Origin of the sequence: Yersinia sp. 2466 StPb PI (genome assembly GCF_041538325.1) — a bacterium.
In the GTDB taxonomy this organism is placed as follows: domain Bacteria; phylum Pseudomonadota; class Gammaproteobacteria; order Enterobacterales; family Enterobacteriaceae; genus Yersinia; species Yersinia enterocolitica_E.
The window spans coordinates 1,649,984-1,674,528 of the sequence record NZ_JAULSL010000001.1 but is presented as its reverse complement, the minus strand read 5'-3'; the positions used below and the strand labels follow the sequence as shown (position 1 = coordinate 1,674,528).

Sequence of the window (24,545 nt, the reverse complement as noted above, 5' to 3'; positions counted from 1 at the left end):
ACTAATCAGGACTGAATACCCTGGCTACGCAGATAGTCTTCGTAGTTACCGGTAAAGTCGATCAGCTTGCCTGGTGTCATTTCAATCACTCGGGTCGCCAAAGAACTGACGAACTCACGGTCATGGGAAACGAAGATTAGCGTGCCTTCGTACATTTCTAATGCCATGTTCAGCGCTTCAATCGATTCCATATCCAAATGGTTGGTTGGCTCATCCATTACCATGATGTTAGGGCGCTGCATCATCAGCTTACCAAACAACATCCGCCCTTTCTCACCACCAGACAAGACCTGTACTTTCTTCTTAATATCGTCCTGGCTAAACAGTAAACGGCCCAGCACACTGCGCACAGCCTGCTCGTCGTCTTTTTCCTGTTTCCACTGACTCATCCAGTCAAATACCGTCAGATCGATTTCAAAATCGCTGGCATGATCCTGTGCATAGTAACCAATCTTACTGTTTTCAGACCATTTTACGGTGCCAGAATCCGGCTCATAATCCCCTACCAAGGTTTTCAGCAAAGTCGATTTACCGATACCGTTTGGCCCGAGGATAGCCACTTTTTCACCCACTTCCAGGCGCAAATCCAGTTTTTTAAACAGCGGGCCGTCATCAAAACCTTTGGTCAACAGTTCAACTTCCAGCGCATTACGGAACAGTTTTTTATCCTGATCAAAGCGGATAAACGGGTTCTGGCGGCTAGATGCTTTCACTTCATCAAGCTGAATTTTATCAATCTGACGGGCGCGAGACGTCGCCTGTTTGGATTTAGAGGCGTTGGCACTAAAGCGGCTAACGAAAGATTGCAGCTCAGAGATCTGGGCCTTTTTCTTGGCGTTATCTGACAACAGACGATCACGAGCTTGCGTCGCCGCCGTCATGTATTCGTCATAGTTACCCGGATAAACACGCAGTTCGCCATAATCCAGATCCGCCATGTGGGTACACACCATGTTCAGGAAGTGACGGTCATGGGAAATAATAATCATGGTGCTGCTACGTTCGTTCAGCACTTGTTCCAACCAGCGGATAGTATCAATATCCAGGTTGTTGGTCGGTTCGTCGAGGAGCAAAATTTCCGGGTCTGAGAACAGGGCTTGCGCCAGCAATACACGCAATTTAAAGCCAGGAGCGATTTCGCTCATCAAGCCATAATGTTGTTCAACCGGAATACCTACACCAAGCAATAATTCACCGGCACGGGCTTCTGCGCTGTAACCATCCATTTCACCATAGGCAACTTCCAGATCAGCCACTTTATAGCCGTCTGCTTCGCTCATTTCAGCCATAGCGTAGATGCGGTCGCGCTCTTCTTTTACTTCCCACAGCTCGCCGTGACCCATAATAACGGTGTCCAGCACTGTGTTGTTTTCAAAGGCGAATTGGTCCTGACGTAACTTACCCAGACGCTCATTCGGGTCAAGGAATACGTTACCGCCGCTAGGAACTAAATCACCGCCAAGGATTTTCATGAAGGTGGATTTACCACAGCCATTAGCGCCGATCAGACCATAGCGATTACCGCCACCGAATTTTACTGAAATGTTTTCAAACAGCGGCTTGCTGCCGAATTGCATGGTGATATTGTTAGTACTTAGCACAGAGCTCGCTCTCGATTGGATTACTGAATAGGGATATTCAAGAATTATAGAAAATGTGATTCGGCGCGCATTATGCCACAAGATGGCAAGAGTATCGCCTTCAGTTTTGCACGAAATCTCAGCAAGCGCTTAAATCTGACGCTAAGTGGCTGCGGCAATAAAAGCTTGATGCTACTAAAAGGGACTATTAGCCCCTTAAATAAATACCCTAAACCCTAGGTTATTCGTGCTGTTACTCATCAATACATTGCAATGCGCTGTATTTATCCAGCAGGAATGGCCGCAGATAGCCAACTGTGTTAGACATCGGTAGCACCTCTTCGCTGAGATGGATATTCAGGATATCGCTGAGATAACTACGCCGTTTTTGTATTCTTTGCCAAACATCAGGGTACTGTGTAGCGAGCGCATTACGTAAATGCTGATCAGCCAGTGCAATACACTCCTCAGCACTCACTCCGGCATAACCTTTTACCGAAGGAATGATATCGATTTGGAATATCATCCCACTGCGAATTATCTCTTCAGAATCGCTATAAATGGGAGAGCACAACCACTCTTCATCAGCAACTAAATGGCCGGGATTTAGCGACCAATGGTATTGTGATTTAGGGAAAACCGTTTCCACTAATGCGTACATCTCTTTTCCTGGCATACCAATACGAATATTTTCCAGCCAAGCGACGACTGTTGTGTAATAAGGTAGCGCAACCTTATCAAGATAATCTCTTTCCGCGCGCGGTAGTTCATCTACATGATGAACCGCATAGCCGGTTCTACTGCTCAAACCGCCTTTAAACCCAGTGGTCAATGATATTTTATCGCCGAGTTGTACCGCTTTATCACTGGGATATAAATTTGCCTGTTCAAATCTGGCGCCAGTCGCAGCAATTATCACAACAGTGTTTGGTTGGCCTTCATCTGCCAGATAACTGCCCAGTTGCTTTTCTGTTATGCCGATATCAACCGCAGCCAATGCATTAAGAATACAATTCGACGCCAAATTAGCGCCATATTCATAGTGCGCCAATTCATTAGCATTATTGGTCACTCTAGCTGCAATATCACTGCCAATAAATAGACTGGTAGCGTTAATAATCGTTGCTACCGGTGAAGCAGACTTTTTAATCGCATCCAAAATAAAATGGGGAATATCAAATAGCTGACTGTTATCGTCCAGCTTACTGGTAAACAGTTTCCATCCTGCAACCCCAATCTTTTTAGCCTGCTGAATCCCGGTTGCTGCCAATAATTCAGTAAGCGTTTTACTGTTGTCCATTGGTTGATTTGGCAATGAAAAATAGGGGACATGAATCACGGTATTTCTGACTCTGGCATAGTCAGATAACTTTAAATTCTCGTTACCTAATAATAAATAGACCTCGCCCGAGACATGTAACACCAGAGCCGCTTCTTCAAAACGGGGAATAAACCCCGCCAGATATTCAAAGTTATCCCCATGCTCTTTGTCCGCATACACCAATAAATAATCGATAGCGGCACGGCGCATATTACTAATAACTTTAGCTTTGCGATATTCGATGGTTTCATCATTAATGGCTACCTTAGTAACAGCATCAAACCTTGGCGGCGTATCAATAGCGTTAAGTTTTATCTGACGCTTAATAATCATCTTGTTCATAAGAATCATTACCTTGATTAATTTATTTACACGCCGCCATACCCGCTATTGATGTTGATGCTATAACCACTTTGCATCGCGGGTAAAGGAGATCGTTAGCCACCGATGAGGGCCGGACTCGCCAATTTCTTTGGCTATTTCATCGCGTAATTTGTCAAAATAACTGACACCATTCGTCTCCATCTCTGGTGGAATAACCACATGAATCTCGATAAACAACCCCCGCCCCATGCGGGTGGCATAGTGGGAGTAATCAATAAATTTATATTTTGCCATTAACTTATCCATTAAGCTCTCAATGGCATTATCCAGATTGTCTGGCGTCATTTGTAATACTTCACGAACTGCCGAAATGACTGTTTTTATTGGCACAGGTATTAAGACCAAGGTTAACAAGGCCAATACAGCGGGGTCGGTATAAACAATCAAATGCGCATAGCGGGTACCTTCCATACACCATGAAAGCAAGAAGGCTACTAATAACGCAGAACTGATGCAGGCCGACATTAACCAGCTTTTGGTATCCAATGCAATTAGCTCGGATTTGACTCGTTTATTTAAACGACGTTGTTTTAAAAAGAGGGTGAAACAGAAAATACTGACCACTAATGCATAAACAATCGCCCACCCCAACTCCAATTCCCTGCCGCCGTCGAAAATCCCCTTAATGGCATTGACGAATGCGTAAAGACAAAGAAAGGCCAGCAAGCTGCCATTGAAAGCCAGAACCAGTGGTTCAACATGCCAGAAACCGTATTGAAAACGCCGACTGTGCGGCTGACCAAGTAATCGGGAAACCAATAGCGATAAACTGCACATTCCAGCATCTAAAGCAGAGAACATACCATCGAAAATAATCGACATCGAACCGCATACGATACCAAAAACAATCCCCATAATGGCGATAAACAAAGTGCAAAAAATTGAACGTCTTAAAATCTGCTGTTCAAGCTTGGTGTCATGTAACAGAGGTGGAGCCTGTTCACTGAGTGTCGTCATGATTTAAACCCATTTTTTATTACAACCTATTGTTTTATTACAACCTATCGTTTATTACAACCAACTGTTTTATGACCATCAATTTTTTTATTTAGCTTAATGCGTGAATCACGATAAGAGCCTGAAGGTTAATCCGCACTAATAGTAGTGTGTCATATTATCTCATTTTTACCAGTAAATTACGCAGTAACACCCAAACAGAGAACCTTGTTAATCTCTTGTTTTTATTAATTTAAAATATAGCGAATCCTATTCGCAGGAATTTTATATCGCCAATTGATATCCAAATGGATTATTCGGTACTTCATTTTCATCCTTATCCTAAAGCCATCAGCGCTCAGCGCTTTATACTTTAAACCTAATAACAGATTTGTTTAATTTTAATAACATCTGGCTATAAACAAGATTTTTCATTAATGCAGGTAAATGAGTAGAAGTTGTTATTCGTCAAGAATGCTATTTCTGCATAACGATATTATGCACCGCTTGGACTAATACCCGTTCAGGAGGAAATATGGCGACAAAACTTAATATTGTATTGGTCCATGGCGCATGGGCTGATGGCTCACAGTGGCGCTATATTATCCCAGCCCTGCACACCATGGGGCACCGGGTCATTGCAATACAAAATCCGCTGACATCATTAGCAGATGACGTGGAGCGGACCATTAAGCTAACTACCGCCTTATATGGCCCTACCCTATTAGTGGGCCACTCTTATGGTGGCATGGTCATTACACAAGTCGGGCATCTGCAAAATGTGGTCGGTATGGTCTATCTCGCCGCTTTTGCCCCCGATGCGGGAGAGAGCTTATCCAGTACTTTTGCACTGCGTGAACCGCCTGTTGGCGCCGCTTATATTCGCCCGGATGATAATGGATTTCTATGGATTGACACTGACCAGTTCCACGAAAATATGTGTCAGGACATTGATGAGAATGAAGCACTGGTGATGTCTATGGTGCAAAAACCCTTAGCAACTCGCGCTTTTACTGATAAGTCTGCTCAGCCTGCCTGGCGGGTCAAACCTTGCTGGTATCAGGTTTCAACGGAAGACAGAATGCTGCCGGTCGAAACACAACGCGGTTTTGCTGCTCGAATTCAGGCCCAAAAGGTGATTGAGTTACCCTCCAGCCACGCCTCGATACTCTCTCATCCACAGCAGATAATCGCGCTGATTGTCGATGCCGTAAATGCGGTTAAATAGTTATCACACGCCAGCCTCACATCGGCATCATATGACAGGCGAAAAAAATCCGCCCGAAAGCGGATTTTTATCAGACACAGCATAACACCGTGAAAGATGAGTGCTAACTATTCTAAGCGGTCGCTTAGAAAGTGTAACCTACGCCAGCAACCCAAGTACCGACATCAACGTTGCGGATGCGGCTCTGTTCGTAAGAAACGTCCAGGGCAACATTTTGCATTGGGTTGAACTGCATACCTGCGCCGTAAGTAAAGCCGTAATCGCTGGTGCTGCTTTTATCGCTAGCAGAAGTTGGGTAGTTCTGGCTGAAACGACCGTAACCCACACCTACCAGGCCATAAACGCTAGCCCAATCGTTGATACGGTAAGCTGGACCACCGGTGATAGCATTGTATTGTGCTTTGTTGTATACCGACGAGCTGTCACCGAAGCTGCTTTTTTCAGTGTGAGTGAAAGAGGTGATGTAACCCAGTTGAGAATCACTCCACTCGTAACGGTATTTCAGGTTGAAACCTGAAGATTTGTTAGCAACACCTTGATAATCGCTCTGGGCATAACCACCAGAAACGGTGCTTTGACCGGCAAAGGCTGAACCTGCGGTCACTGCTAATACACAAGCTGCTACTGCTGAAAGACATGCAATTTTATTCATAACCACCTCGAAAGACGCAAATTTTTAGATGAAACAAAAACACCATGAAATTATAACAATAAATAGTAGGAAACTCTGCCTACATATGATTGTCTAATCATTTATTTGGTGTAACAAAGGGTTTCAAGAATCTTCCATCTTACTAATACGCTTACGAATTTCCGCCATTCTACACCTTTTTGTGACTCCCATCACCAAAAGCCATTCCAGACTATTCTTAGTTTTAGCGCTTAAATAACCAGCAGAAATAGCGTTAAAAAACCGCAATGCTTAAAATTTATTATTTCTTTCACTGCTTTCCGTTTCTTTTTTCGCTCCTTTGGTGATTTTCAAACACTTGGCTGACATTTCATTTACACTGGCAAAAATAGCTACCTAATAATTTTCTTTGAGGCTTAACAGGATGTCTTTGTCTCCTTCATCCAAACATTCACTTCCCTTAGTCCCTATTCTGTTACTGGTGATTGCCATGATCTCCATCCAGAGTGGTGCATCGTTGGCGAAAAGTTTGTTCCCACTGGTTGGCGCGCAAGGAATAACCTCGCTGCGGCTCGGTATCGGCACACTTATTTTGTTTGTCATCTTTAAACCTTGGCGAATGCGATTCACCTCAGGCAGCCGCTTACCCCTGCTTATTTATGGTGTGACATTAGGTGGAATGAACTTTTTGTTTTACCTGTCACTAAAAACGGTGCCATTGGGTATTGCCGTCGCATTGGAGTTCACCGGCCCGTTGGCGGTTGCCATGTTCTCTTCTCGCCGCCCGGTGGACTTTATCTGGGTAGGGTTGGCCGTTCTGGGGCTATGGTTCTTATTACCGCTGGGACATAACATTGGTACCATTGATTTATTTGGCGCGGCTTGTGCCTTGGGTGCTGGAGCCTGTTGGGCGCTGTATATTATTTCAGGGCAGAAAGCCGGCGGTGATCACGGTCCTGGGACTGTCGCGGTAGGTTCTCTGATCGCAGCACTGGTATTTTGCCCAATTGGCGTAGCATATAACGGCCTTGCCCTGTTCGATCCCGCCATTCTCCCCGTTGCTCTGGCTGTCGCTATTTTGTCGACGGCATTACCCTACTCACTAGAAATGGTCGCACTGACCCGGCTCCCTACGCGCACATTTGGCACGTTAATGAGTCTGGAGCCAGCACTGGCGGCCATTTCAGGGTTGGTATTCTTAAATGAACATCTGACATGGGTTCAATGGTTGGCTCTGGCATCAATTATCAGTGCCTCTATCGGGGCCACACTGACTATCAAACCCAAGCCACAACTGGATCAAATTGCCTGAAGGGTGCTGCGCGCATCAGGGCTAGTTCAGCCCTCTCACCTTCTATCCTATTGTTATTTATCAAACGCCAGCCCAGCACTGCACGGGTTGGCGTTTTTTATTAATTATTTTCCTTTTTTTTGCATCCAAAACACCAGGCTGATTCGTATAGGTAGATGTGAGGCAAGACTTCACCTCAACCGTCCTAAAAGGAATACATTATGAAAACGCTTCTTCGTTCTGCTATCTGTGCTTCCTTACTGTTCAGTACTGTCTCTATGGCCGCCATGATGTCCGAAACTGTTATGGTAGGTGGTGCTTCGATGTTGCCGAGTAAAAATATTATCGAGAATGCGGTTAACTCAAAAGATCACACGACCTTAGTCGCTGCGGTTAAAGCTGCGGGGTTGGTTGATACCCTGCAAGGCCCTGGGCCATTTACCCTGTTCGCGCCCACCAATGCCGCGTTTGCAAAATTGCCCGCCGGTACAGTTGAAAGTCTGGTCAAACCAGAAAATAAAGCCATGCTCACCCAAATCTTGACCTATCACGTGGTGGCCGGGAACTACGATATGAAACAGTTAGAAAGTAAAATTAAAGCCGGAGGGGGTACTGCCGAGCTGAAAACTGTCAATGGCCAATCACTATGGATTATGAACAACGGGCCACATAACATTCAGCTTAAAGATGGAAAAGGGAACATCGCCAATATCAGCACCTATGATGTACAACAGAAAAATGGCGTGATCGATGTGATTGATACTGTTCTGATGCCTAAATAAAACCCGTCTATACTGGGTGCAGTGTCTCACTGCACCTGACGGCTTTTTTAGGGATTGGCGCATGAATGAATACTCACTGGAACAACAAATCGGGCTGATCGATGCCATTGCTCAAGGTGATCAGTCCGCGTTTGAAAAACTATACCGGCTCACTTCCCCCAGACTATTCGCGGTCGCCTTAAGAATGCTGCGCAACCCTGCTCGGGCAGAGGAGGTTTTGCACGACTGTTTCCTCACCGTCTGGCATCGGGCCGATAATTACAATGCGCAACTCAGTGCCCCATTAACCTGGTTGACCCATATTGTGCGTAATCGGGCCATCGATTTGATGCGCGGCAGTGATAATCGTCTGCAAACGTTGAACGATGACCAAACCGATTATTTGACCGATGACACACTGACGCCTCTGGCTCAATTGCAGCAAGACAGTGAAGCTAAACAATTGGCAGACTGTTTGGCACATCTGCCGGTTGAGCAACGACAAAGTATTATGTTGGCTTATTATCAGGGGCTTTCTCATGGGGAGATCTCTACTCATCTACAACAACCACTTGGTACGATAAAAAGCTGGATACGTCGTGCACTCGATCACTTGAAGGGCTGCGTAGGCTTATGAAAAACAGACGCGAATATGACTCAGCATTGGCCGCTGAATATGCGCTGGGAACCCTGCGCGGACTTGCCCGGCTGCATTTTGAACGCCGATTCCGTCGTGACCCACAGTTGGCGGCAGATGTTGCCAGTTGGCAGCGTCTGTTTACCCAACTGGATAATCAATTGGCCCCGCTGGAGCCTCCTGAACGCGTATGGAAGCGGCTGGAGTTAGAGTTACCACCAATCAACCTGCGCCATATCAAACGTAATCGTTGGTCTTATTTGGGGTGGGCTGTCGCCGCCGCACTGGCCGCAGTCCTGGTGATCCCACGTTTATTGGTAGAGCCACCAACATCCGTCCCGGTGGCCGTGCTCTCCAATAGTCAGCAAAGTGGTCAATGGGTGGTCAGTCTGGAGAAATCGACTCGTAGCCTGACATTAACTCCCCTTAACCCCGTGGTAGTCAGTGAGCGTAATAGCCTTGAATTATGGAGTATTCCGGCGGGTGAAAAACCGCACTCACTGGGGTTACTCAATACCCATGGGCCAACACAACTGACTCTGACTGAAAACCAGTTAATGGCGAATTCGTTATTAGCAATCAGTCTGGAGCCTCACGGCGGCTCGCCCACTGGCCAGCCAACCGGTGCGGTGCTGTTTAGCGGGCCATTGCAGAATCTATAATAGATAAATATGCACGCGTCAGCGGCTATCACTTATCCGCATTACTGATCTTTTTCTACCGGAGGTTATCCATGCAAGACTGGGATCCTGATTTATACCGCCAATTTGAAGCAGAACGTACCCGCCCTGCCGGTGATTTGCTCGCACATATCAGCACTACCCAGCCACAGCGCATCAGCGATTTAGGTTGTGGGCCAGGCAACTCTACCCAATTGCTGCACCAGCGTTTTCCGCAGGCGCAGCTGGTTGGGATTGATAACTCGGTGGCGATGTTGGCCAGTGCGCAACAGCGCCTGCCGGCATGTGCATTTCTTGAAGCGGATATTCGCCAGTGGCAACCCGCTGAGCCACAAGATCTTATTTATGCTAACGCATCGTTACAATGGCTAACCGATCATCAGCAACTCTTTCCCTATTTGTTCTCCAAATTGGCTACCCACGGCATACTTGCGATCCAGATGCCAGATAATCTGGAGGAGCCCAGCCATCGAGCTATGCGTGAAGTTGCAGAAAACGGTCCATGGCAGCAAACACTACAAGAGGCGGGGGCAATACGGGCGAAGGTTCTGTCAGCCAATCAGTATTATGACTTACTGGCCCCCAATGCAGAGCGGATAGATATTTGGCGCACTACCTATTACCACCCGATGCCTTCAGCGCAAGCCATCGTCGATTGGCTGCGAGCCACAGGTTTACGGCCTTTTCTTGAACCGCTCTCTGAAGCAATGCGATTGGATTTTTTGCAAGACTATCTGGCAATCATTGATGTGGCCTATCCGCAACAGGCCGATGGTCGCCGTTTGTTGGCATTCCCCCGCTTGTTTATTGTTGCCCACGCTCAGTAGTCATACCGGGTATGCTGGTTGAATTTATTGACTGGCATACCTGCTGATTCGTTCCGGTATGGAACTATTCATCGCATTATATATATTACTCATGTTCGCCAAGCTATTAATTAATAACACCTTCGCCTCATCCGTGGCATTAAATATTATTGAAAGCATCCAAATGGATATTGGTCTCATAAAAACCATACAAATCACAGCAATAGTTATTTTCAATTAGCCATAAACACCGCGATGATAATATTATTAAAAAGAAACAATAAATTACATTTACAAATAAACACCACTATCAACTATTTAATTGATAGGCCGAATCTACCCTACAAACTTAAATATCTTTGTTATACTTATTGCGGTGAAGAAATTGGTAATCAACTCAATAAAGGGATACCTATTATGAGTACAGCAAAACTGGTAAAAACAAAATCTTCCGAACTGCTCTACACTCGCAACGATGTTGAAGAACATGTCAAAGTTGACACAGTGAAAGTATTAAACCGTATGGTTATTCAGTTTATTGATCTGTCGCTGATGACCAAACAGGCTCACTGGAATATGCGCGGTGCCAACTTTATCGCGGTGCATGAAATGCTGGATGGCTTCCGCACAGCCCTCACTGATCACCTAGATACCTTCGCAGAACGAGCGGTACAACTCGGTGGTGTCGCGCTCGGAACCACACAAGTCATTAATGATAAAACACCGCTGAAAAGTTACCCAACCAATATCCATAGCGTGCAAGAACATCTTAAAGCGCTGGCAGACCGCTACGCCGTGGTTGCTAATGATATTCGTAAGGCAATTTCAGAAGTAGAAGATGAAGACAGTGCTGATATGTTTACTGCCGCATCACGTGATCTGGATAAATTCCTGTGGTTTATCGAGTCAAATATTGAGTAATCCTCAGTATGATACCCAATAGATCGTAAAATGGCAGAAAGATAGACCGGGTAATGAGAATAGCCAATACACCTGCAATTTTAACGAAGATGGGTACAGGGCCGGTTATCCGGCCCTACGCACGGAGGTCATATGGCAAGTGGATGGGCCGGCGACGGCGCAGTACAAGATCAAATTGACTCCACCGTTGAAGATGCGGTACAACGCGCAAGACAGGCGCTTGGCAGTGGTGAAAGTGAGCTATATTGCCTTGAATGTGGTCAAGCCATTCCAGAAGCACGGCGTAAAGTTCTGGCGGGGGTAAAATATTGCCTGAACTGCCAGAATCAATTAGACAAGCATCAGGCCAGCCATGCCGGATATAACCGCCGTGGCAGTAAAGATAGCCAACTCAGATAGCAATCCCTCCCCTTCATCCCCCTTATTGCACCATTATCGAACAAAAATCGGAGATAGTTAACAATATTGTTACATTGATGTTGATTATCGATTGTACATTATTAACGAACTAGTTAATAATAAGTAAATAATGGATTAGTTGCACCAAAATGATATTAACGCACTATTTTGGTGAGTCATGATGGTGCAAACAATGTTAGCTAAGTAATTGCATGCTAATCACTTAGAATAATTTCGTTATTTTTAAATAACTTGCATTTCTGGCACGATCTTTTCATATTGCTATCTGAAATATAAAAAACGGATCTCCATCCACAAAAGTACAAAGGAACTCCCACTTATGAAGTCACTTGTCAAAGTTTCATTGGTCGCACTTACGCTGGCCTTTGCTGTTAGTTCTCACGCCGCAGAAAAAGAATTGATCGTTGCTACCGACACCGCGTTCGTCCCTTTTGAATTCAAACAAGGGGATAAATATGTCGGTTTTGATATCGACTTGTGGGATGCCATCGCGAAGAAACTGGATTTGAAATACACCCTGAAACCAATGGATTTCAGCGGTATCATTCCAGCACTGCAAACCAAGAACGTGGATCTGGCACTAGCCGGTATCACTATTACCGACGAACGTAAAAAAGCCGTTGATTTCTCTGATGGCTACTACAACAGCGGCCTGCTGGTGATGGTAAAAGCTGACAACAATGACATCAAAGGCGAAGCTGATCTGAAAGGTAAAGTGTTGGCAGTAAAAAGCGGCACCGGTTCTGTCGATTATGCTAAAGCCAACATCAAAACCAAAGACCTGCGCCAATTCCCGAATATCGATAACGCCTATTTGGAGTTAGGTACTGGCCGCGCTGATGCCGTTTTGCATGACACGCCAAACATCCTTTACTTCATCAAAACTGCCGGCAATGGCCAGTTCAAAGCGGTGGGTGAATCTATCAAAGCTCAGCAATATGGTGTTGCATTCCCACAAGGCAGTGACCTGCGTGACAAAGTTAACGTTGCTCTGAAATCTCTGAAAGAAGACGGCACTTACGCTGCAATCTATAAAAAATGGTTCGGCGTAGAACCTAAGTAATTCATTTTTGCCGTTTTTAGACCAGGAGAATATCCATGCAGTTTGAATGGAGCGCTATTTGGCCCGCCATCCCAATCCTGCTTGAAGGCGCCAAGTTAACCCTATGGATCTCGGTCCTGGGGTTGCTTGGCGGCCTGATTATTGGGGTTATAGCAGGGTTTGCCCGCGCTTATGGCGGTTGGCTGAGCAGAAATATCGCATTAGTCTTTATTGAACTGATCCGTGGCACGCCGATTGTGGTGCAGGTGATGTTTATCTACTTTGCGTTGCCGATGATGATGCCGGTGCGCATCGATCCTTTCTCAGCAGCCGTTGTGACCATTATTATTAACTCAGGGGCTTACATCGCAGAAATTACCCGTGGTGCGGTGCTGTCAATCCACAATGGATTTCGCGAGGCCGGTCTGGCTCTCGGCTTATCCAAACGCGATACCTTGCGTTACGTAATAGCCCCTTTGGCTCTGCGCCGTATGCTGCCACCACTCGGTAACCAGTGGATCGTCAGTATTAAAGACACCTCACTGTTTATCGTGATTGGCGTAGCAGAACTGACTCGTCAGGGTCAGGAAATTATTGCCGGCAACTTCCGCGCCATGGAGATATGGAGTGCGGTGGCGGTGATCTACCTGATTATCACCTTGGCTCTGAGCTTCGTTCTGCGCCGGTTAGAAAGAAAGCTGAAAATAATATGATTGAATTCAAAAACGTCTCTAAACACTTTGGTAAAACCCAAGTGCTTCACGACATCAATTTGAATATCACCAAGGGTGAAGTGGTGGTTATTATTGGCCCTTCCGGCTCGGGTAAGTCCACCCTGCTGCGTTGTATCAATAAGCTGGAAGTTATCACCAGTGGTGAGTTGATTGTCGATGGTCTGAATGTCAATGACCCCAAAGTCGATGAGCGCCTGATCCGTCAGGAAGCTGGCATGGTGTTCCAACAGTTTTATCTGTTCCCCCACCTGACGGCCTTGGAAAACGTCGCCTTTGGTCCGATTCGCGTTCGTGGTGCTTCTAAAGAAGCAGCCAACAAACTCGCTATGGAGTTGTTAACCAAAGTTGGATTGGCAGAACGCGCACATCATTTTCCCGCAGAGCTATCGGGTGGCCAACAGCAGCGTGTCGCTATCGCTCGTGCGCTGGCGGTAAAACCCAAGTTGATGTTGTTTGATGAGCCGACCTCGGCACTGGATCCAGAATTACGTCACGAAGTATTGACGGTAATGAAGGACTTGGCCGAAGAAGGCATGACCATGGTCATCGTCACCCATGAAGTGGGTTTTGCCCAGAAAGTGGCATCGCGTCTTATCTTCATTGATAAAGGTCGGGTCGCTGAGGATGGCAACCCGGATAGCCTTATCTCAAATCCGCCAAGTGAACGTTTACGGGAATTCCTCCAACACGTTTCCTGAGGCGCAGGCTGACATTACCCTAAAATACCTCTGGCGGGCATCTTGATGATCCCCGCCAGATTTTTTTATGCTGATAGGCCAATCATACCGGCGCTTGTTGATTCTTGACCTGAGCAAATGCGGTCATGAGTTTCACCACATCCTGCATCCCAATATTGACCTGATTAATAACCTCACCGGCATCTTGGGTCAGCGTCACCCCGCCCCCCGCTTGTTCGACACAAGTCCCCATACCCTTGATAGCCGCCATCACCCCATTTTGTATGCTCTTTGTCATCTGCTCGATTTCAGTCGCTGCCTTGCGTGACTGGTCCGCCAATAAACGGACCTCACTTGCCACCACCGAGAAACCCTTGCCATGCTCACCGGCATGAGCCGCTTCAATCGAGGCATTGATCGCTAATAGATTGGTTTGAGACGATATTTTACGAATCGCTTCCACCATGGTACCAATCTCTTGTGAGCAGCGGCCCAAATCACTGACCACATCAGAGGTTTCGCGTGCAATAGACTCAACCTCTTGCATACCACGAACAGCCTGTTGAACAATCTCAGCCCCTTGTGACGCTGAACGGTCGGTGGTTAATGATAAATAGTGCACATCGCGGATCAGGTTCTCCTCATGCTCCTGCTGCAACATCAATTGTGTAATATCCTGAGCAATCTTCACCACTTTAATCACTTGTCCCTCGTTATCCATAATCGGGTTATAACTGGCCTCCAGCCATACCCGTTTGCCATGTCTATTAAGACGCTCAAAACGGCCAATAATAAACTCACCATGGGCTAACCGCTGCCAGTGCTGGTAGTATTCATCGCTATGTGCAAATTCTGGTGTGCAGAGTATCTGATGAGATTTATGTTGAATATCTGCCAGTGAATAACCAATAACCTTCAGCAGATTCTCGTTGGCATCCAAAATAATGCCTTGTGGTGTGAAAGTGATCATCCCCATTGAACGGTTAAGTGCTTTTAGCAAACTCTGGTGCTCCTGAGATTGCAAAATACGCTCGGTCACATCACTGGCGAGCTTAATAATTTCAATCACATTTCCACTACTATCGAGTACCGGTGTATAGGTTCCCTGCAACCAAACAATGCTACCATCCTTGCGGATACGCTTAATATTATCGGTAATCGGTCGCCCTTCATTGAGCAGTTGCCAGTGGCGGCGGTAGGCATCAGTGAGTACATATTGTGGGTCACAGAACAGTTTATGATGTTTGCCGACCACCTCATCCTGTTGGTATCCCATTACTTGTAAAAATAATGTATTAGCGTGTTTTACCGTACCATCTGGCTTGAAAATAATCATCGGGACAGCACTATCAATCGATGTCAGTTCGGCACGAGGGGATGCCTGAGATGAGCTGAAATTGAACAACATAAATTGAGTCCTTATGGCGAATGATTAAGCAGCAAATAAGTCATGTGGCTATCAACCTATTTGCACAATAAAACCCCTGCCCCGTGAAAGAGGGCAGGTGTAAGTTTTATTCTTCACCCTGGACGATGAGGTAGCTGAGTTAATAAAATCAAAAAGAAAAAATCATCACAATATAAGCAAGATTTGTCAGCTATAGCGCCTGACTAAGATTTATCTTAATTAGCATAGACGAAAATATGGGGGTTTGCTGTTAGTGCAATGAGAGGGAAATAAAACCGTGGGAAATAGAGCAATATCCCTATAATAGAATATTGCCCATAGATATTACAGACTCAAGTCAGTGATTGGGGTAAGTGCGCGCAGCCAACACCCGTGCGGCGTCAAGGACGAAGAAGGACATACCCAAAGTCATTGACGTTGCAGGTAGGCGGCCAGTAAACGCACCCCGATGAGCTGACTCAAGTCAGTGATTCGGGTAAGTGCGCGCAGCCAACACCCGTGCGGCGTCAAGGACGAAGAAGGACATACCCAAAGTCATTGACGTTGCAGGTAGGCGGCCAGTAAACGCACCCCGATGAGCTGACTCAAGTCAGTGATTCGGGTAAGTGCGCGCAGCCAACACCCCTGCGGCGTCAAGGACGAAGGGTATTACCAACGTTCAACTTTCCACGCCGCCTGCTGCTCCGGCGTCAGGAACGTCCATGCCACAAACCGGCTGACTTTTTGCCCTTGTGCCATATCAATGGTGCGGACCTCAACGGCGTTGGCATAGCGCAGGGCATGATAGATTGCCGGTAAGGTGGTCTTCTTCGAGATCAATGAAGTGAACCAAAAACAGTTTTGCGCCTTAGTTGCGCTCTCTGCCACCATGCGACTAACGAACCCTTCTTCTCCACCTTCACACCACAATTCGCTATTTTTCCCGCCAAAGTTTTGTACCGGTTTAGCGGCAACTTCACTTTTACCCAGTTTGTGCAACTTGCGACGCGTGGTTGCTGCGGCCTCTTCTGCGGAGGCATGGAACGGCGGATTACATAGTGTGGCATCGTAACGTTCATTCACCGCCAGAATACCGTCGAAAATAGCTTGTGAGTCTTTTTGCTGTTTAAGTCGCAAGGTGTTTTTCAGCGTCGGGTTCATTGACACCACCATTTTTGCCGCACTGAGTGCTTGCGGATCAATGTCAGTCCCGGTAAAACGCCAGCCGTATTCCCGCTGACCAATAATCGGATAAATACAGTTGGCACCGACGCCAATATCCAGCAGCGCAATATTTCTACCCTGCGGGATAACCCCGTCATTACAACTGGCCAATAAATCGGCCAGATGGTGCACATAGTCAGCACGACCTGGGATCGGTGGGCATAAAAAGTCAGCTGGAATATCCCAATATTCAATACCGTAGAAATGCTTCAGCAATGCCCGGTTGAGCATTTTGACCGCCAGAGGATCGGCAAAATCGATAGAAATATCACCATAGGCGGTAGCTGCCAGAAAAGGAACTAACTCCGGGCAACTTACTGAAAGAGCATCAAAATCATAGCGTGAGCGATGACGATTTCGGGGATGCAATCCGCTTTTTTCTTTGGGGAATATTTTTTTGTTTTCCATCGTCTGGCTCTCTGATCGGCATTTTCTGGCGCGTAAGATAGCATAAATTGCCGCAGAACGGGTGGTGGGTATTGCCATCAAAATAAAAGCGAATCCTATCGGTAGGCGACTTCATTTGATGTCATCACCACGATTTACTCAGAATAAATGGGCTTAGTTCAGTGCCACTCTCTGATACCACTTTACCCCGTTGCTCGCGCAAAAACTCACATAGTCTCAATCTGTTGCAGCGCATGCTCGAGGGTATCAGCCCGCCCGACTGCCACCAGACAACATGCTAACTGTTTTTGGATAGCATCAGGAATAGGCCATTCACCAGCCAAACAACCTTCAATCCAGCGGGCCGTTATGGCGGCATCTTTCGACGAGGGTAACACCAGTTCGCCCTGCTCTAACTGGCGATCCAGTAAAATTTGCTGTTCCCCCCCATTGATGTAATGAATTGGTGGGCAACGCGATGGGTTAGCATAAACCTCCCCTTCGGTCCCTTGCTGTAGCAGTGCCGGTGCGCCGATCGCCTGAAAGAAGCCGCCGACTTTTTGCATATATTCTGGGTGCGAAACACTGGCAAGACGCAATGCATTATCGTGAATAAACGGTGTTGCCAGTTTCGCCAATGTGTGACTGCTATTTCTAACCCCCATCCGCCAGCGTAACTGTAATTGTTGGTCTAATTGAGTCGATAATGCTGATACAGGGATAAATACCGGCAACCCGCTATCAAGCCGTTGTTGGGCTTCAGCGGCATCAAGTGACCACGGAATATTCAGTTGCTGGAAAATCTCGGCACTGGTTACCCGGCTGCTGTCCTCAGTCACGCCGTGTACCACCACCGGTAACCCTAGGCGTGAAAGTAATAATGCCAATAACGGGGTCAGATTAGCCTGTTTGCGTGCACCATTATAACTTGGGATCACCACGGGGAGTGGATAATCCATTGGCGCGCGTAGTGGCATCACCTGTTCTTGCATCGCCTGATAAAAGCCCAGAATCTCCTGTTCGGATTCACCTTTAATACGAAAGGCTATCAGGATCCCCCCTAGCTCCAACTCAGGGACCTGCCCTGCCAACATGACTTTATACAGTTCATAAGCGGTAAGCTTTTCCAGATCACGCGCATGATTCTTACCGCGCCCAATCTCTTTAATAATTTTACTGTAATCCATGGTGCGGCATTTCCCCTGTCCGTCGCGGTTAAACATAAATCAGGTAACTTATTGCTGAAACTTTATCACTAATAGTGATATCGATACCCGAAATAATTAGAACTGCGCGGCTAGGCTAATAGAGATGAGTCGTACTGATGGTAGGCTAGCGGGTGAAACCCGCCACTGCCAGAACAACTTGCGGCAGTGACAGGCAAACTACAGTGGTTTGTTTAACTCTTCCGGTGGGCTAAACAATACCCGATAAATAGCGCCACCTAAGGCTCCTCCTACCAACGGGGCCAGCCAGAATACCCATAACTGCTGCAATGCTATTCCACCGGCAAAAATAGCCACAGCGGTACTACGTGCAGGATTTACCGAAGTATTATCCACTGGAATACTGATTAAATGGATCAGTGTAAGACATAGCCCAATAGCCAACGGCGCTGCAATTGCATGAGAAGGTTTATCGGTCGCCCCCATGATAACCATCACAAACCCCATGGTAAGAACCACTTCAGCCACCAGTACCGCTTGTAAGTTATATCCCCCCGGCGAGCGAACACCAAAACCATTACTGGCGAACCCGGCACTAACATCAAACCCGGCTTTGCCACTGGCGATTAAATACAAAATGGCGGCCCCGGCCAGCCCCCCCAGCACTTGCGCTACAATATAAGGCACTAATTGTGCGCCAGAGAAACGCCCACCCACCCATAAACCGAGTGACACTGCCGGGTTAAAATGCGCACCTGAGACATGCCCCAGTGCATACGCCATCGTGACGACAGTCAGCCCGAACGCCAATGCCACCCCCAAAAATCCAATACCCGCCACCGGGAACATTGCAGCCAATACTGCGCTACCACACCCGCCTAACACCAGCCAGAAAGTGCCAATAAACTCTGCCATTAGCTGTTTCATTCTGCTTTACCCCTGCCTGCTAAACATGTCGATAACAGTTAACGTTGCCGCTAACCAATAACCAGCAATTTACACCGGAGGTACTGCCAGGCATGACTTGTTAGAGTCAGCTCACCAGCGGCTTATATAATCTTAGTCATTGGATTTATACGCATAGAAAAAGATTTCAGATGAAAACAGTTTTCACTGTATTTATATGCATTTTCACAACAAATTCAGAACACAATAAAAACAAAATTAAAATAGCATTCCATATAAAATGGAATTATGTTTTAAATATGTGATGCGCAGCTCGAATAACTTTTAGCATTAAAGGGATACTTTATTTGTGACAACATCATTTGTCATAAAAATGTTAATAAAAACATATTTTACGATATGCATATCTTCGGGGTGAGGTGGTAAGTTGGATATATTGCTTAGTTTAGTAAAAACGCCAGCAGTAATAATTGCCATTGTGGCATTTTTAGGTTTACTCTTTCAAAAAGCATCTGTTTCTCGTTTAATTACCGGTACTTTCCTCTCTTTTATCGGGTTTACGATGATAAAAGTCGGTGGCAGTATTTTAATGAAGGTACTTACGGCATTCAGCACACTATTTTCCAGTGCATTTAATATTGTCGGTGTCGTACCCAGTAATGAAGCTATCATGGCGGCAACAATTGATAAAATTGGTGCAACAGCAGCACTTATTCTGCTATTTTCTATGATACTCAACATTCTGTTGGCAAGATTTACCCGGTTCAAATTTATCTATTTATCATTACACCTTGTTTTATTTATGGCTTTTGCATTGACTGCCGTGCTTATGCAACTGGGCTACAGCCATTATCCAATAGTTATTATCGCCACAATTATTATTGGTTTTTATATGGCCGTATCACCCTATATTCTTAGCCGATTCAGTCGTGAAATCATTGGTTCAAATGAGTATGCTATTTCCCATGCCGCAATTTCCTCTTACGTAATAGGATCTTACATGGGGAAATGGTTCGGTAATAAAAACTCTGATACTGAAAACATTAAAATCAGTAATAAGTTTGATTTCCTGCGCGAACCCAATATTGCCACACTATTAACCATGTTAATTTTGTTATTGATATCTTGTATTTTTGCGACACAACCGCAGATTACAGATGCAATGAAATTGGTTTATGGGGCCGGTGCTGCTGATAAAAATGTGATTATCTTCATCTTGGAGCAGTCGGCTATTTTTACATGCGGACTCTATTTAGCTAAGGCTGGAGTTAATTTATTTACCGCTGAAATCGTCCCTGCCTTTAAAGGCTTCGCGCGAGTATTTGCACCAGGCTCTGTACCTGCCGTTGATGTTATGGTGCTATTTACCAAAGCACCTAATGCGACACTAATCGGATTTTTGATGAGTTTTTCCGTCGAGCTGGTTTGTATCCTTATCTTCCCATTTATTGGATTGCCCATTATCGTACCAGGCATTATGGCCAGTTTTATTACCGGCGGTGCAGCCGCTATTTTTGGCAATGCGACGGGGGGGTTCCGTGGAGCACTTATCGCCAGTGGTATTAACGGGCTGCTTTTATGCGTGCTACCAGCACTAACATTGCCTTTGTTCTCTCATTTGGGCGCTCAGGGGGTTACTTTCGCCGATCCAGACTTTACATTGTCTTCGTTAATTCTAGATCACGTACTCCGACTGTTTAACTAAAGGTTAAGGCCGGTGATGCCGGCCTTTTATCTCAACAGAATACCGAGTGTTTTGGTCTTCGCGAAAACATATCGTTTTAATGAATAAAGAAAACATACTTATAAAACAGTCCGTTTCCGCCGCCCTCTTTTTACCGCCGCCTTCGCCGGGGCTTTTATTACCGCAGCCGGCATAATCACCTCCGCCGGCATCTCCGGTTGTTCAATTGGGAAGACCGGTAGTGCCGCCAACAATCGTGAACCATAACCCTTAGTCAATAAACGCCGATCGTAAATAACGATCTCACCGTGGCATTGATTACTACGAATCAAACGACCAACCTGTTGGATCAGATTAAACGAGGCACTTGGCAAACTTTGCACTTCAAACGGATAACGTTTTAACGACTTCAGCCACTCCCCTTCAGTGAGAATCACCGGGCTATCAATCGGTGGGAACGAAATTTTGTGAATATGAACCTGGGTCAACAATTCACCTTTCAAATCCAACCCTTCAGCAAATGATTGCAGACCAATCAATACACTGGCAGTACCGTTATTGACCCGCTTACGGTGCTCTTCCACCAGTCGGTAACGGGGTTGGTCCCCCTGCACCAACAGCATCAAACGCAGATCGGTCACATGGCTGAGAAAGGTTTGCATCGCCCGATGACTACTGAACAAAATCAACATTCCTTTATGCCGCCCACTGGCCTGCTGCGCACGGAAAAATTGCGCCATTTCAGCCAGATGTTCAGCTTCATGGGCCATAGTTGGCTCGAAGCGCATTTTGGGAATAATCAACTTCCCCTGTTCAATATGGTTAAACGGGGATGACAGTGTTTCAAACCGGTCGCCGGCCTTCTCACTCAGGCCACTGAGCTCCTGCAAGCGGGCAAAGCTGTTGAGTGAACGTAATGTCGCTGAAGTCACAATCACATGGGGGACTTTGCGCCATAACATTTTATCTAGCTGGTCACTGACACGGATGCCAACACAGTGGAAATAGAGGTGCGTTTGATTCTCGCGATAATCACGGGTTACCCATTTGGATATCGGCGCATTCGAGGCTTTTTCCATTGCCGCAAGCCGCCAAAGTTTGCTCATGGCCTCCAGATAACCCAGTGTACGGCTCATTTGCAGGATGGCGCGATGCAGACGCACAATATCGTGCTTACCGGTTTGCTCACTCAAATCGTTCAGTACAAATTCGACCAAACCGCGCAAAGCATCGGTCAGTTTGAATAATTTGGCGCAATCTTCTGTCAAACTCCCCGGTAACTCACCCATTTCAAAACGGTACACCGCCGGATTGGCATCGGCAGGAAGCAGTTGACTGACTTGTTGTTCCACACTCAACATCAGCTCGCGCAACTGCTCGCAATGGTCTTTCAAGCGCTCTGGATTAGCTAAACCAGGCGGATTTTTAGGCCGGTATTGCACCATGCATTGATCCACCAGCCGCACAATCATATCCAACTGCATATTGGCAAAGAACGCGGTGATCTCACCTTCAATTTCTAGCGCATCGCGCGCTACATCAGGCAAATGGTGGCCTTCATCCAATACCAACAGTAATTCTTTCGGATTGGGTAGCACCGATTCAGTTTCCAATGCAGCCATCACTAATGCATGGTTGGCAACCACAACATCGGCACTTTCGATTTCTTTGCGCGCAATAAAGAACGGACACTCACGATAATAATGGCAGTTACGCCCAAGGCAATTCGCCTTATCGGTACTCAATTTAGTCCACAGGCTATCACTAAGCGCCAACTGATGATGGTCACGCAGCCCGTCCCAGACATGGCTGCTCAGTAGCTTAGACAGCGTCAGACAAGTTGCTTGTTCCTCACCATTGGCGGGGGCCAATTCATCGCCGAGAAACAGCGATAAATCCCCTTGGCCAGAAACATCCGTACACATAGCCGCCAGATTACGTGGACACACATATCGCCCACGCCCGAAAGCACCGGTAAATTTAAGGTCGGGAATAATTTTCTTCAATAGCGGCAAGTCTTTACTGTAAATCTGATCCTGTAACGCCACATTAGCGGTGCTCACCACCAATGGTTTGCTTTCTGCTCGGCTGACTGCAATGCCAGGGATCAGATAAGACAGCGTTTTGCCAACACCGGTCGGCGCCTCAATAGCCAAATGACGGCCAGCATCACCGGCCAGCGTTTTCGCCACTTCGGCGATCATCTGGCGCTGCGGTGCCCGGGAGATAAAATCCGGGATCTGCTGCTGGAGAGCCTTATACCACTGACTGATTTGTTCTTTTACTGCCGGGGACAACGCCATGCATATCTTATCTAAACTGAGTGTTGCCCTATTGTCCCACACCACAACGCTGGCGTCAGCCCGAAAGCACCGCCGTAGTAGCTGAAATCCTCTGACCTGGCAAATCACCGCGTGATGAAATTTACGCAATGTCGCAGTTATTTATGATTTGTCATAAATATATCACACAGATGCGGTAAAAATTCTGCGCTGGCCGAATTCAGATAGATATTGAATACAGCAAAAAAATCTTCTACTCGCGTCTTTTTAAATAAGAGAAACAGGGCAAAAATATGAAACGTAATCTTCTGGCAATCCTGGTACCGGCTTTATTAGTTGCCACTACGTCACATGCAGCAGAAATTTATAACAAAGACGGTAATAAACTTGATTTATATGGAAAAGTCAAAGCACTGCATTACTTTTCTGATAATAATAAAAGTGACGGCGATAAATCTTACGTGCGTTTTGGTTTTAAAGGTGCCACCCAAATTACTGACCAACTGTCCGGTTATGGCCAGTGGGAATATAACATTGCCGCTAACTACGCAGAAAGCCAGGAAACAAAAGACAATAAGACACGTTTAGCTTTTGCTGGTTTACGTTACGGCAAATTAGGTTCAATCGATTATGGCCGTAACTACGGTGTGTTATATGACGTGGCAGCCTGGACCGATATGTTGCCTGAGTTCGGTAACGACAGCTACACCAGAACCGATAACTTCATGACCGGTCGTACTACCGGTGTGGCTACTTATCGCAACACTGATTTCTTCGGTCTGGTTGATGGGCTGAAATTCTCGCTACAATACCAAGGCAAAAATGGCAGCGAAGCCGATAGCAATAACGGCCGCGCAGATGCCACCAAACAAAATGGCGACGGTTTCGGTTTGTCTTCCAGTTATGAAATTGGTGCTGGCGTGAGCGTGGCTGCTGCATATGCTTCTTCTAACCGAACTACGGCGCAGAAGAACGGCAACTTTGGTAAAGGCGATAAAGCTGATGCTTGGACAACGGGTCTGAAATATGATGACAACGGTGTTTATTTGGCCGCAACCTATGCTGAAACCCGTAATATGACCCCTATCTCAGGTACGGCAACCATTAATAATGTGTCAACTGGTGTAAGTGGTTTTGCTAATAAAACTCAAAACGTAGAATTAGTGGCACAATATTTATTTGATTTCGGTTTGAAACCATCGCTGGCGTATGTTCAATCTAAAGGGAAAGATATCGAAGGGATCGGTGATACTGATCTGGTTAAATATGTTGATATCGGTGCGTCTTATTACTTCAATAAAAACATGTCCACCTATGTTGATTATAAAATTAACCAGTTGAGTGATGATAATAAACTGAAACTTAATACTGACAACGTTGTTGCGGTTGGTTTGGTTTATCAGTTCTAAATTTTTCGCCTTAGTATGACCCTCATTAATTTACTGTTTGAATGCTTCATT

At 46.2% G+C, this 24,545-nt stretch carries 22 protein-coding genes; 13 read left to right on the top strand and 9 right to left on the bottom strand.

Features of this window, described 5'->3' with window-relative positions:
- Nucleotides 1–5: 5 nt before the first annotated feature.
- The 3 genes from Q2T72_RS07545 to Q2T72_RS07535 all read right to left on the bottom strand — a co-directional run bounded on the left by Q2T72_RS07545 (nucleotide 6) and on the right by Q2T72_RS07535 (nucleotide 4,242).
- Nucleotides 6–1,601, bottom strand: coding sequence for an ABC-F family ATPase (locus Q2T72_RS07545; RefSeq protein ID WP_071843536.1), 1,596 nt, complete (start codon nucleotides 1,599–1,601; stop codon nucleotides 6–8).
- A 232-nt stretch (nucleotides 1,602–1,833) separates the two neighbouring features.
- The gene (locus Q2T72_RS07540) at nucleotides 1,834–3,243 is read right to left on the bottom strand and encodes a Xaa-Pro aminopeptidase (protein WP_372568893.1); all 1,410 of its coding nucleotides are present in this window, start codon (nucleotides 3,241–3,243) and stop codon (nucleotides 1,834–1,836) included.
- Between the two features lie 60 nt (nucleotides 3,244–3,303).
- Nucleotides 3,304–4,242 (bottom strand): cation diffusion facilitator family transporter, encoded by a 939-nt coding sequence (locus Q2T72_RS07535; protein ID WP_372568892.1) that lies wholly within the window; start codon nucleotides 4,240–4,242, stop codon nucleotides 3,304–3,306.
- A 514-nt stretch (nucleotides 4,243–4,756) separates the two neighbouring features.
- Here Q2T72_RS07535 and Q2T72_RS07530 point away from each other — a divergent pair.
- The gene (locus tag Q2T72_RS07530; RefSeq protein ID WP_372568891.1) at nucleotides 4,757–5,449 is read left to right on the top strand and encodes an alpha/beta fold hydrolase; all 693 of its coding nucleotides are present in this window, start codon (nucleotides 4,757–4,759) and stop codon (nucleotides 5,447–5,449) included.
- A 124-nt stretch (nucleotides 5,450–5,573) separates the two neighbouring features.
- On the opposite strand, the gene ompX is transcribed toward Q2T72_RS07530, so the two are convergent.
- Nucleotides 5,574–6,101, bottom strand: a complete 528-nt coding sequence (ompX, locus tag Q2T72_RS07525; protein WP_083159423.1) for an outer membrane protein OmpX — start codon at nucleotides 6,099–6,101, stop codon at nucleotides 5,574–5,576.
- Nucleotides 6,102–6,504: 403 nt separating this feature from the next.
- On the opposite strand from ompX, the gene rhtA reads away from it, so the two are divergent.
- The 10 genes from rhtA (at nucleotide 6,505) to glnQ (ending at nucleotide 14,070) form a co-directional block, all read left to right on the top strand.
- Entirely contained in the window at nucleotides 6,505–7,392 is an 888-nt protein-coding gene (gene rhtA / locus Q2T72_RS07520) for a threonine/homoserine exporter RhtA (RefSeq protein WP_083159428.1), read from the top strand.
- 200 nt (nucleotides 7,393–7,592) lie between these two features.
- Nucleotides 7,593–8,153, top strand: coding sequence for a fasciclin domain-containing protein (locus Q2T72_RS07515; RefSeq protein WP_083159430.1), 561 nt, complete (start codon nucleotides 7,593–7,595; stop codon nucleotides 8,151–8,153).
- Nucleotides 8,154–8,214: 61 nt separating this feature from the next.
- On the top strand, nucleotides 8,215–8,769 hold the full coding sequence (locus tag Q2T72_RS07510; protein WP_083159432.1) for a sigma-70 family RNA polymerase sigma factor: 555 nt from the start codon (nucleotides 8,215–8,217) through the stop codon (nucleotides 8,767–8,769).
- Entirely contained in the window at nucleotides 8,766–9,431 is a 666-nt protein-coding gene (locus tag Q2T72_RS07505) for an anti-sigma factor domain-containing protein (RefSeq protein WP_083159434.1), read from the top strand. The genes Q2T72_RS07510 and Q2T72_RS07505 overlap by 4 nt, the downstream gene beginning before the upstream one ends.
- Nucleotides 9,432–9,502: 71 nt before the next feature.
- Complete coding sequence (gene tam / locus Q2T72_RS07500) at nucleotides 9,503–10,276, top strand: trans-aconitate 2-methyltransferase (protein WP_372568890.1); 774 nt, start codon at nucleotides 9,503–9,505, stop codon at nucleotides 10,274–10,276.
- A 396-nt stretch (nucleotides 10,277–10,672) separates the two neighbouring features.
- Nucleotides 10,673–11,176, top strand: coding sequence for a DNA starvation/stationary phase protection protein Dps (dps, locus tag Q2T72_RS07495; RefSeq protein WP_083159438.1), 504 nt, complete (start codon nucleotides 10,673–10,675; stop codon nucleotides 11,174–11,176).
- Nucleotides 11,177–11,308: 132 nt separating this feature from the next.
- The gene (locus tag Q2T72_RS07490) at nucleotides 11,309–11,575 is read left to right on the top strand and encodes a DksA/TraR family C4-type zinc finger protein (protein WP_083159440.1); all 267 of its coding nucleotides are present in this window, start codon (nucleotides 11,309–11,311) and stop codon (nucleotides 11,573–11,575) included.
- 340 nt (nucleotides 11,576–11,915) lie between these two features.
- Nucleotides 11,916–12,659, top strand: a complete 744-nt coding sequence (glnH, locus tag Q2T72_RS07485) for a glutamine ABC transporter substrate-binding protein GlnH (protein ID WP_083159442.1) — start codon at nucleotides 11,916–11,918, stop codon at nucleotides 12,657–12,659.
- A 35-nt stretch (nucleotides 12,660–12,694) separates the two neighbouring features.
- Entirely contained in the window at nucleotides 12,695–13,351 is a 657-nt protein-coding gene (gene glnP / locus Q2T72_RS07480; RefSeq protein ID WP_004709093.1) for a glutamine ABC transporter permease GlnP, read from the top strand.
- Complete coding sequence (glnQ, locus tag Q2T72_RS07475; protein ID WP_083159444.1) at nucleotides 13,348–14,070, top strand: glutamine ABC transporter ATP-binding protein GlnQ; 723 nt, start codon at nucleotides 13,348–13,350, stop codon at nucleotides 14,068–14,070. The genes glnP and glnQ overlap by 4 nt, the downstream gene beginning before the upstream one ends.
- Before the next feature lie 82 nt (nucleotides 14,071–14,152).
- Here the strand turns inward: glnQ and Q2T72_RS07470 are convergent, their stop codons facing one another.
- The 4 genes from Q2T72_RS07470 to aqpZ form a co-directional block, all read right to left on the bottom strand.
- Entirely contained in the window at nucleotides 14,153–15,457 is a 1,305-nt protein-coding gene (locus tag Q2T72_RS07470) for a PAS domain S-box protein (RefSeq protein WP_372568889.1), read from the bottom strand.
- A gap of 648 nt (nucleotides 15,458–16,105) precedes the next feature.
- Nucleotides 16,106–17,068, bottom strand: a complete 963-nt coding sequence (gene rlmF, locus Q2T72_RS07465; protein WP_083163791.1) for a 23S rRNA (adenine(1618)-N(6))-methyltransferase RlmF — start codon at nucleotides 17,066–17,068, stop codon at nucleotides 16,106–16,108.
- A 206-nt stretch (nucleotides 17,069–17,274) separates the two neighbouring features.
- On the bottom strand, nucleotides 17,275–18,234 hold the full coding sequence (gene ybiB / locus Q2T72_RS07460) for a DNA-binding protein YbiB (RefSeq protein ID WP_083159446.1): 960 nt from the start codon (nucleotides 18,232–18,234) through the stop codon (nucleotides 17,275–17,277).
- Between the two features lie 198 nt (nucleotides 18,235–18,432).
- Complete coding sequence (gene aqpZ / locus Q2T72_RS07455) at nucleotides 18,433–19,140, bottom strand: aquaporin Z (RefSeq protein WP_083159448.1); 708 nt, start codon at nucleotides 19,138–19,140, stop codon at nucleotides 18,433–18,435.
- Nucleotides 19,141–19,546: 406 nt separating this feature from the next.
- On the opposite strand from aqpZ, the gene Q2T72_RS07450 reads away from it, so the two are divergent.
- Nucleotides 19,547–20,824 (top strand): PTS ascorbate transporter subunit IIC, encoded by a 1,278-nt coding sequence (locus Q2T72_RS07450; protein ID WP_083159450.1) that lies wholly within the window; start codon nucleotides 19,547–19,549, stop codon nucleotides 20,822–20,824.
- A gap of 98 nt (nucleotides 20,825–20,922) precedes the next feature.
- Here Q2T72_RS07450 and dinG read toward each other — a convergent pair whose 3' ends face one another.
- Nucleotides 20,923–23,106, bottom strand: coding sequence for an ATP-dependent DNA helicase DinG (gene dinG / locus Q2T72_RS07445; RefSeq protein ID WP_083159452.1), 2,184 nt, complete (start codon nucleotides 23,104–23,106; stop codon nucleotides 20,923–20,925).
- Nucleotides 23,107–23,378: 272 nt separating this feature from the next.
- Between dinG and ompF2 the strand changes: the two genes are divergently transcribed.
- A complete protein-coding gene (gene ompF2 / locus Q2T72_RS07440; RefSeq protein WP_372558412.1) occupies nucleotides 23,379–24,494 on the top strand; it encodes a porin OmpF2 in 1,116 nt (371 codons plus the stop codon).
- The last annotated feature ends 51 nt before the right edge of the window (nucleotides 24,495–24,545 follow it).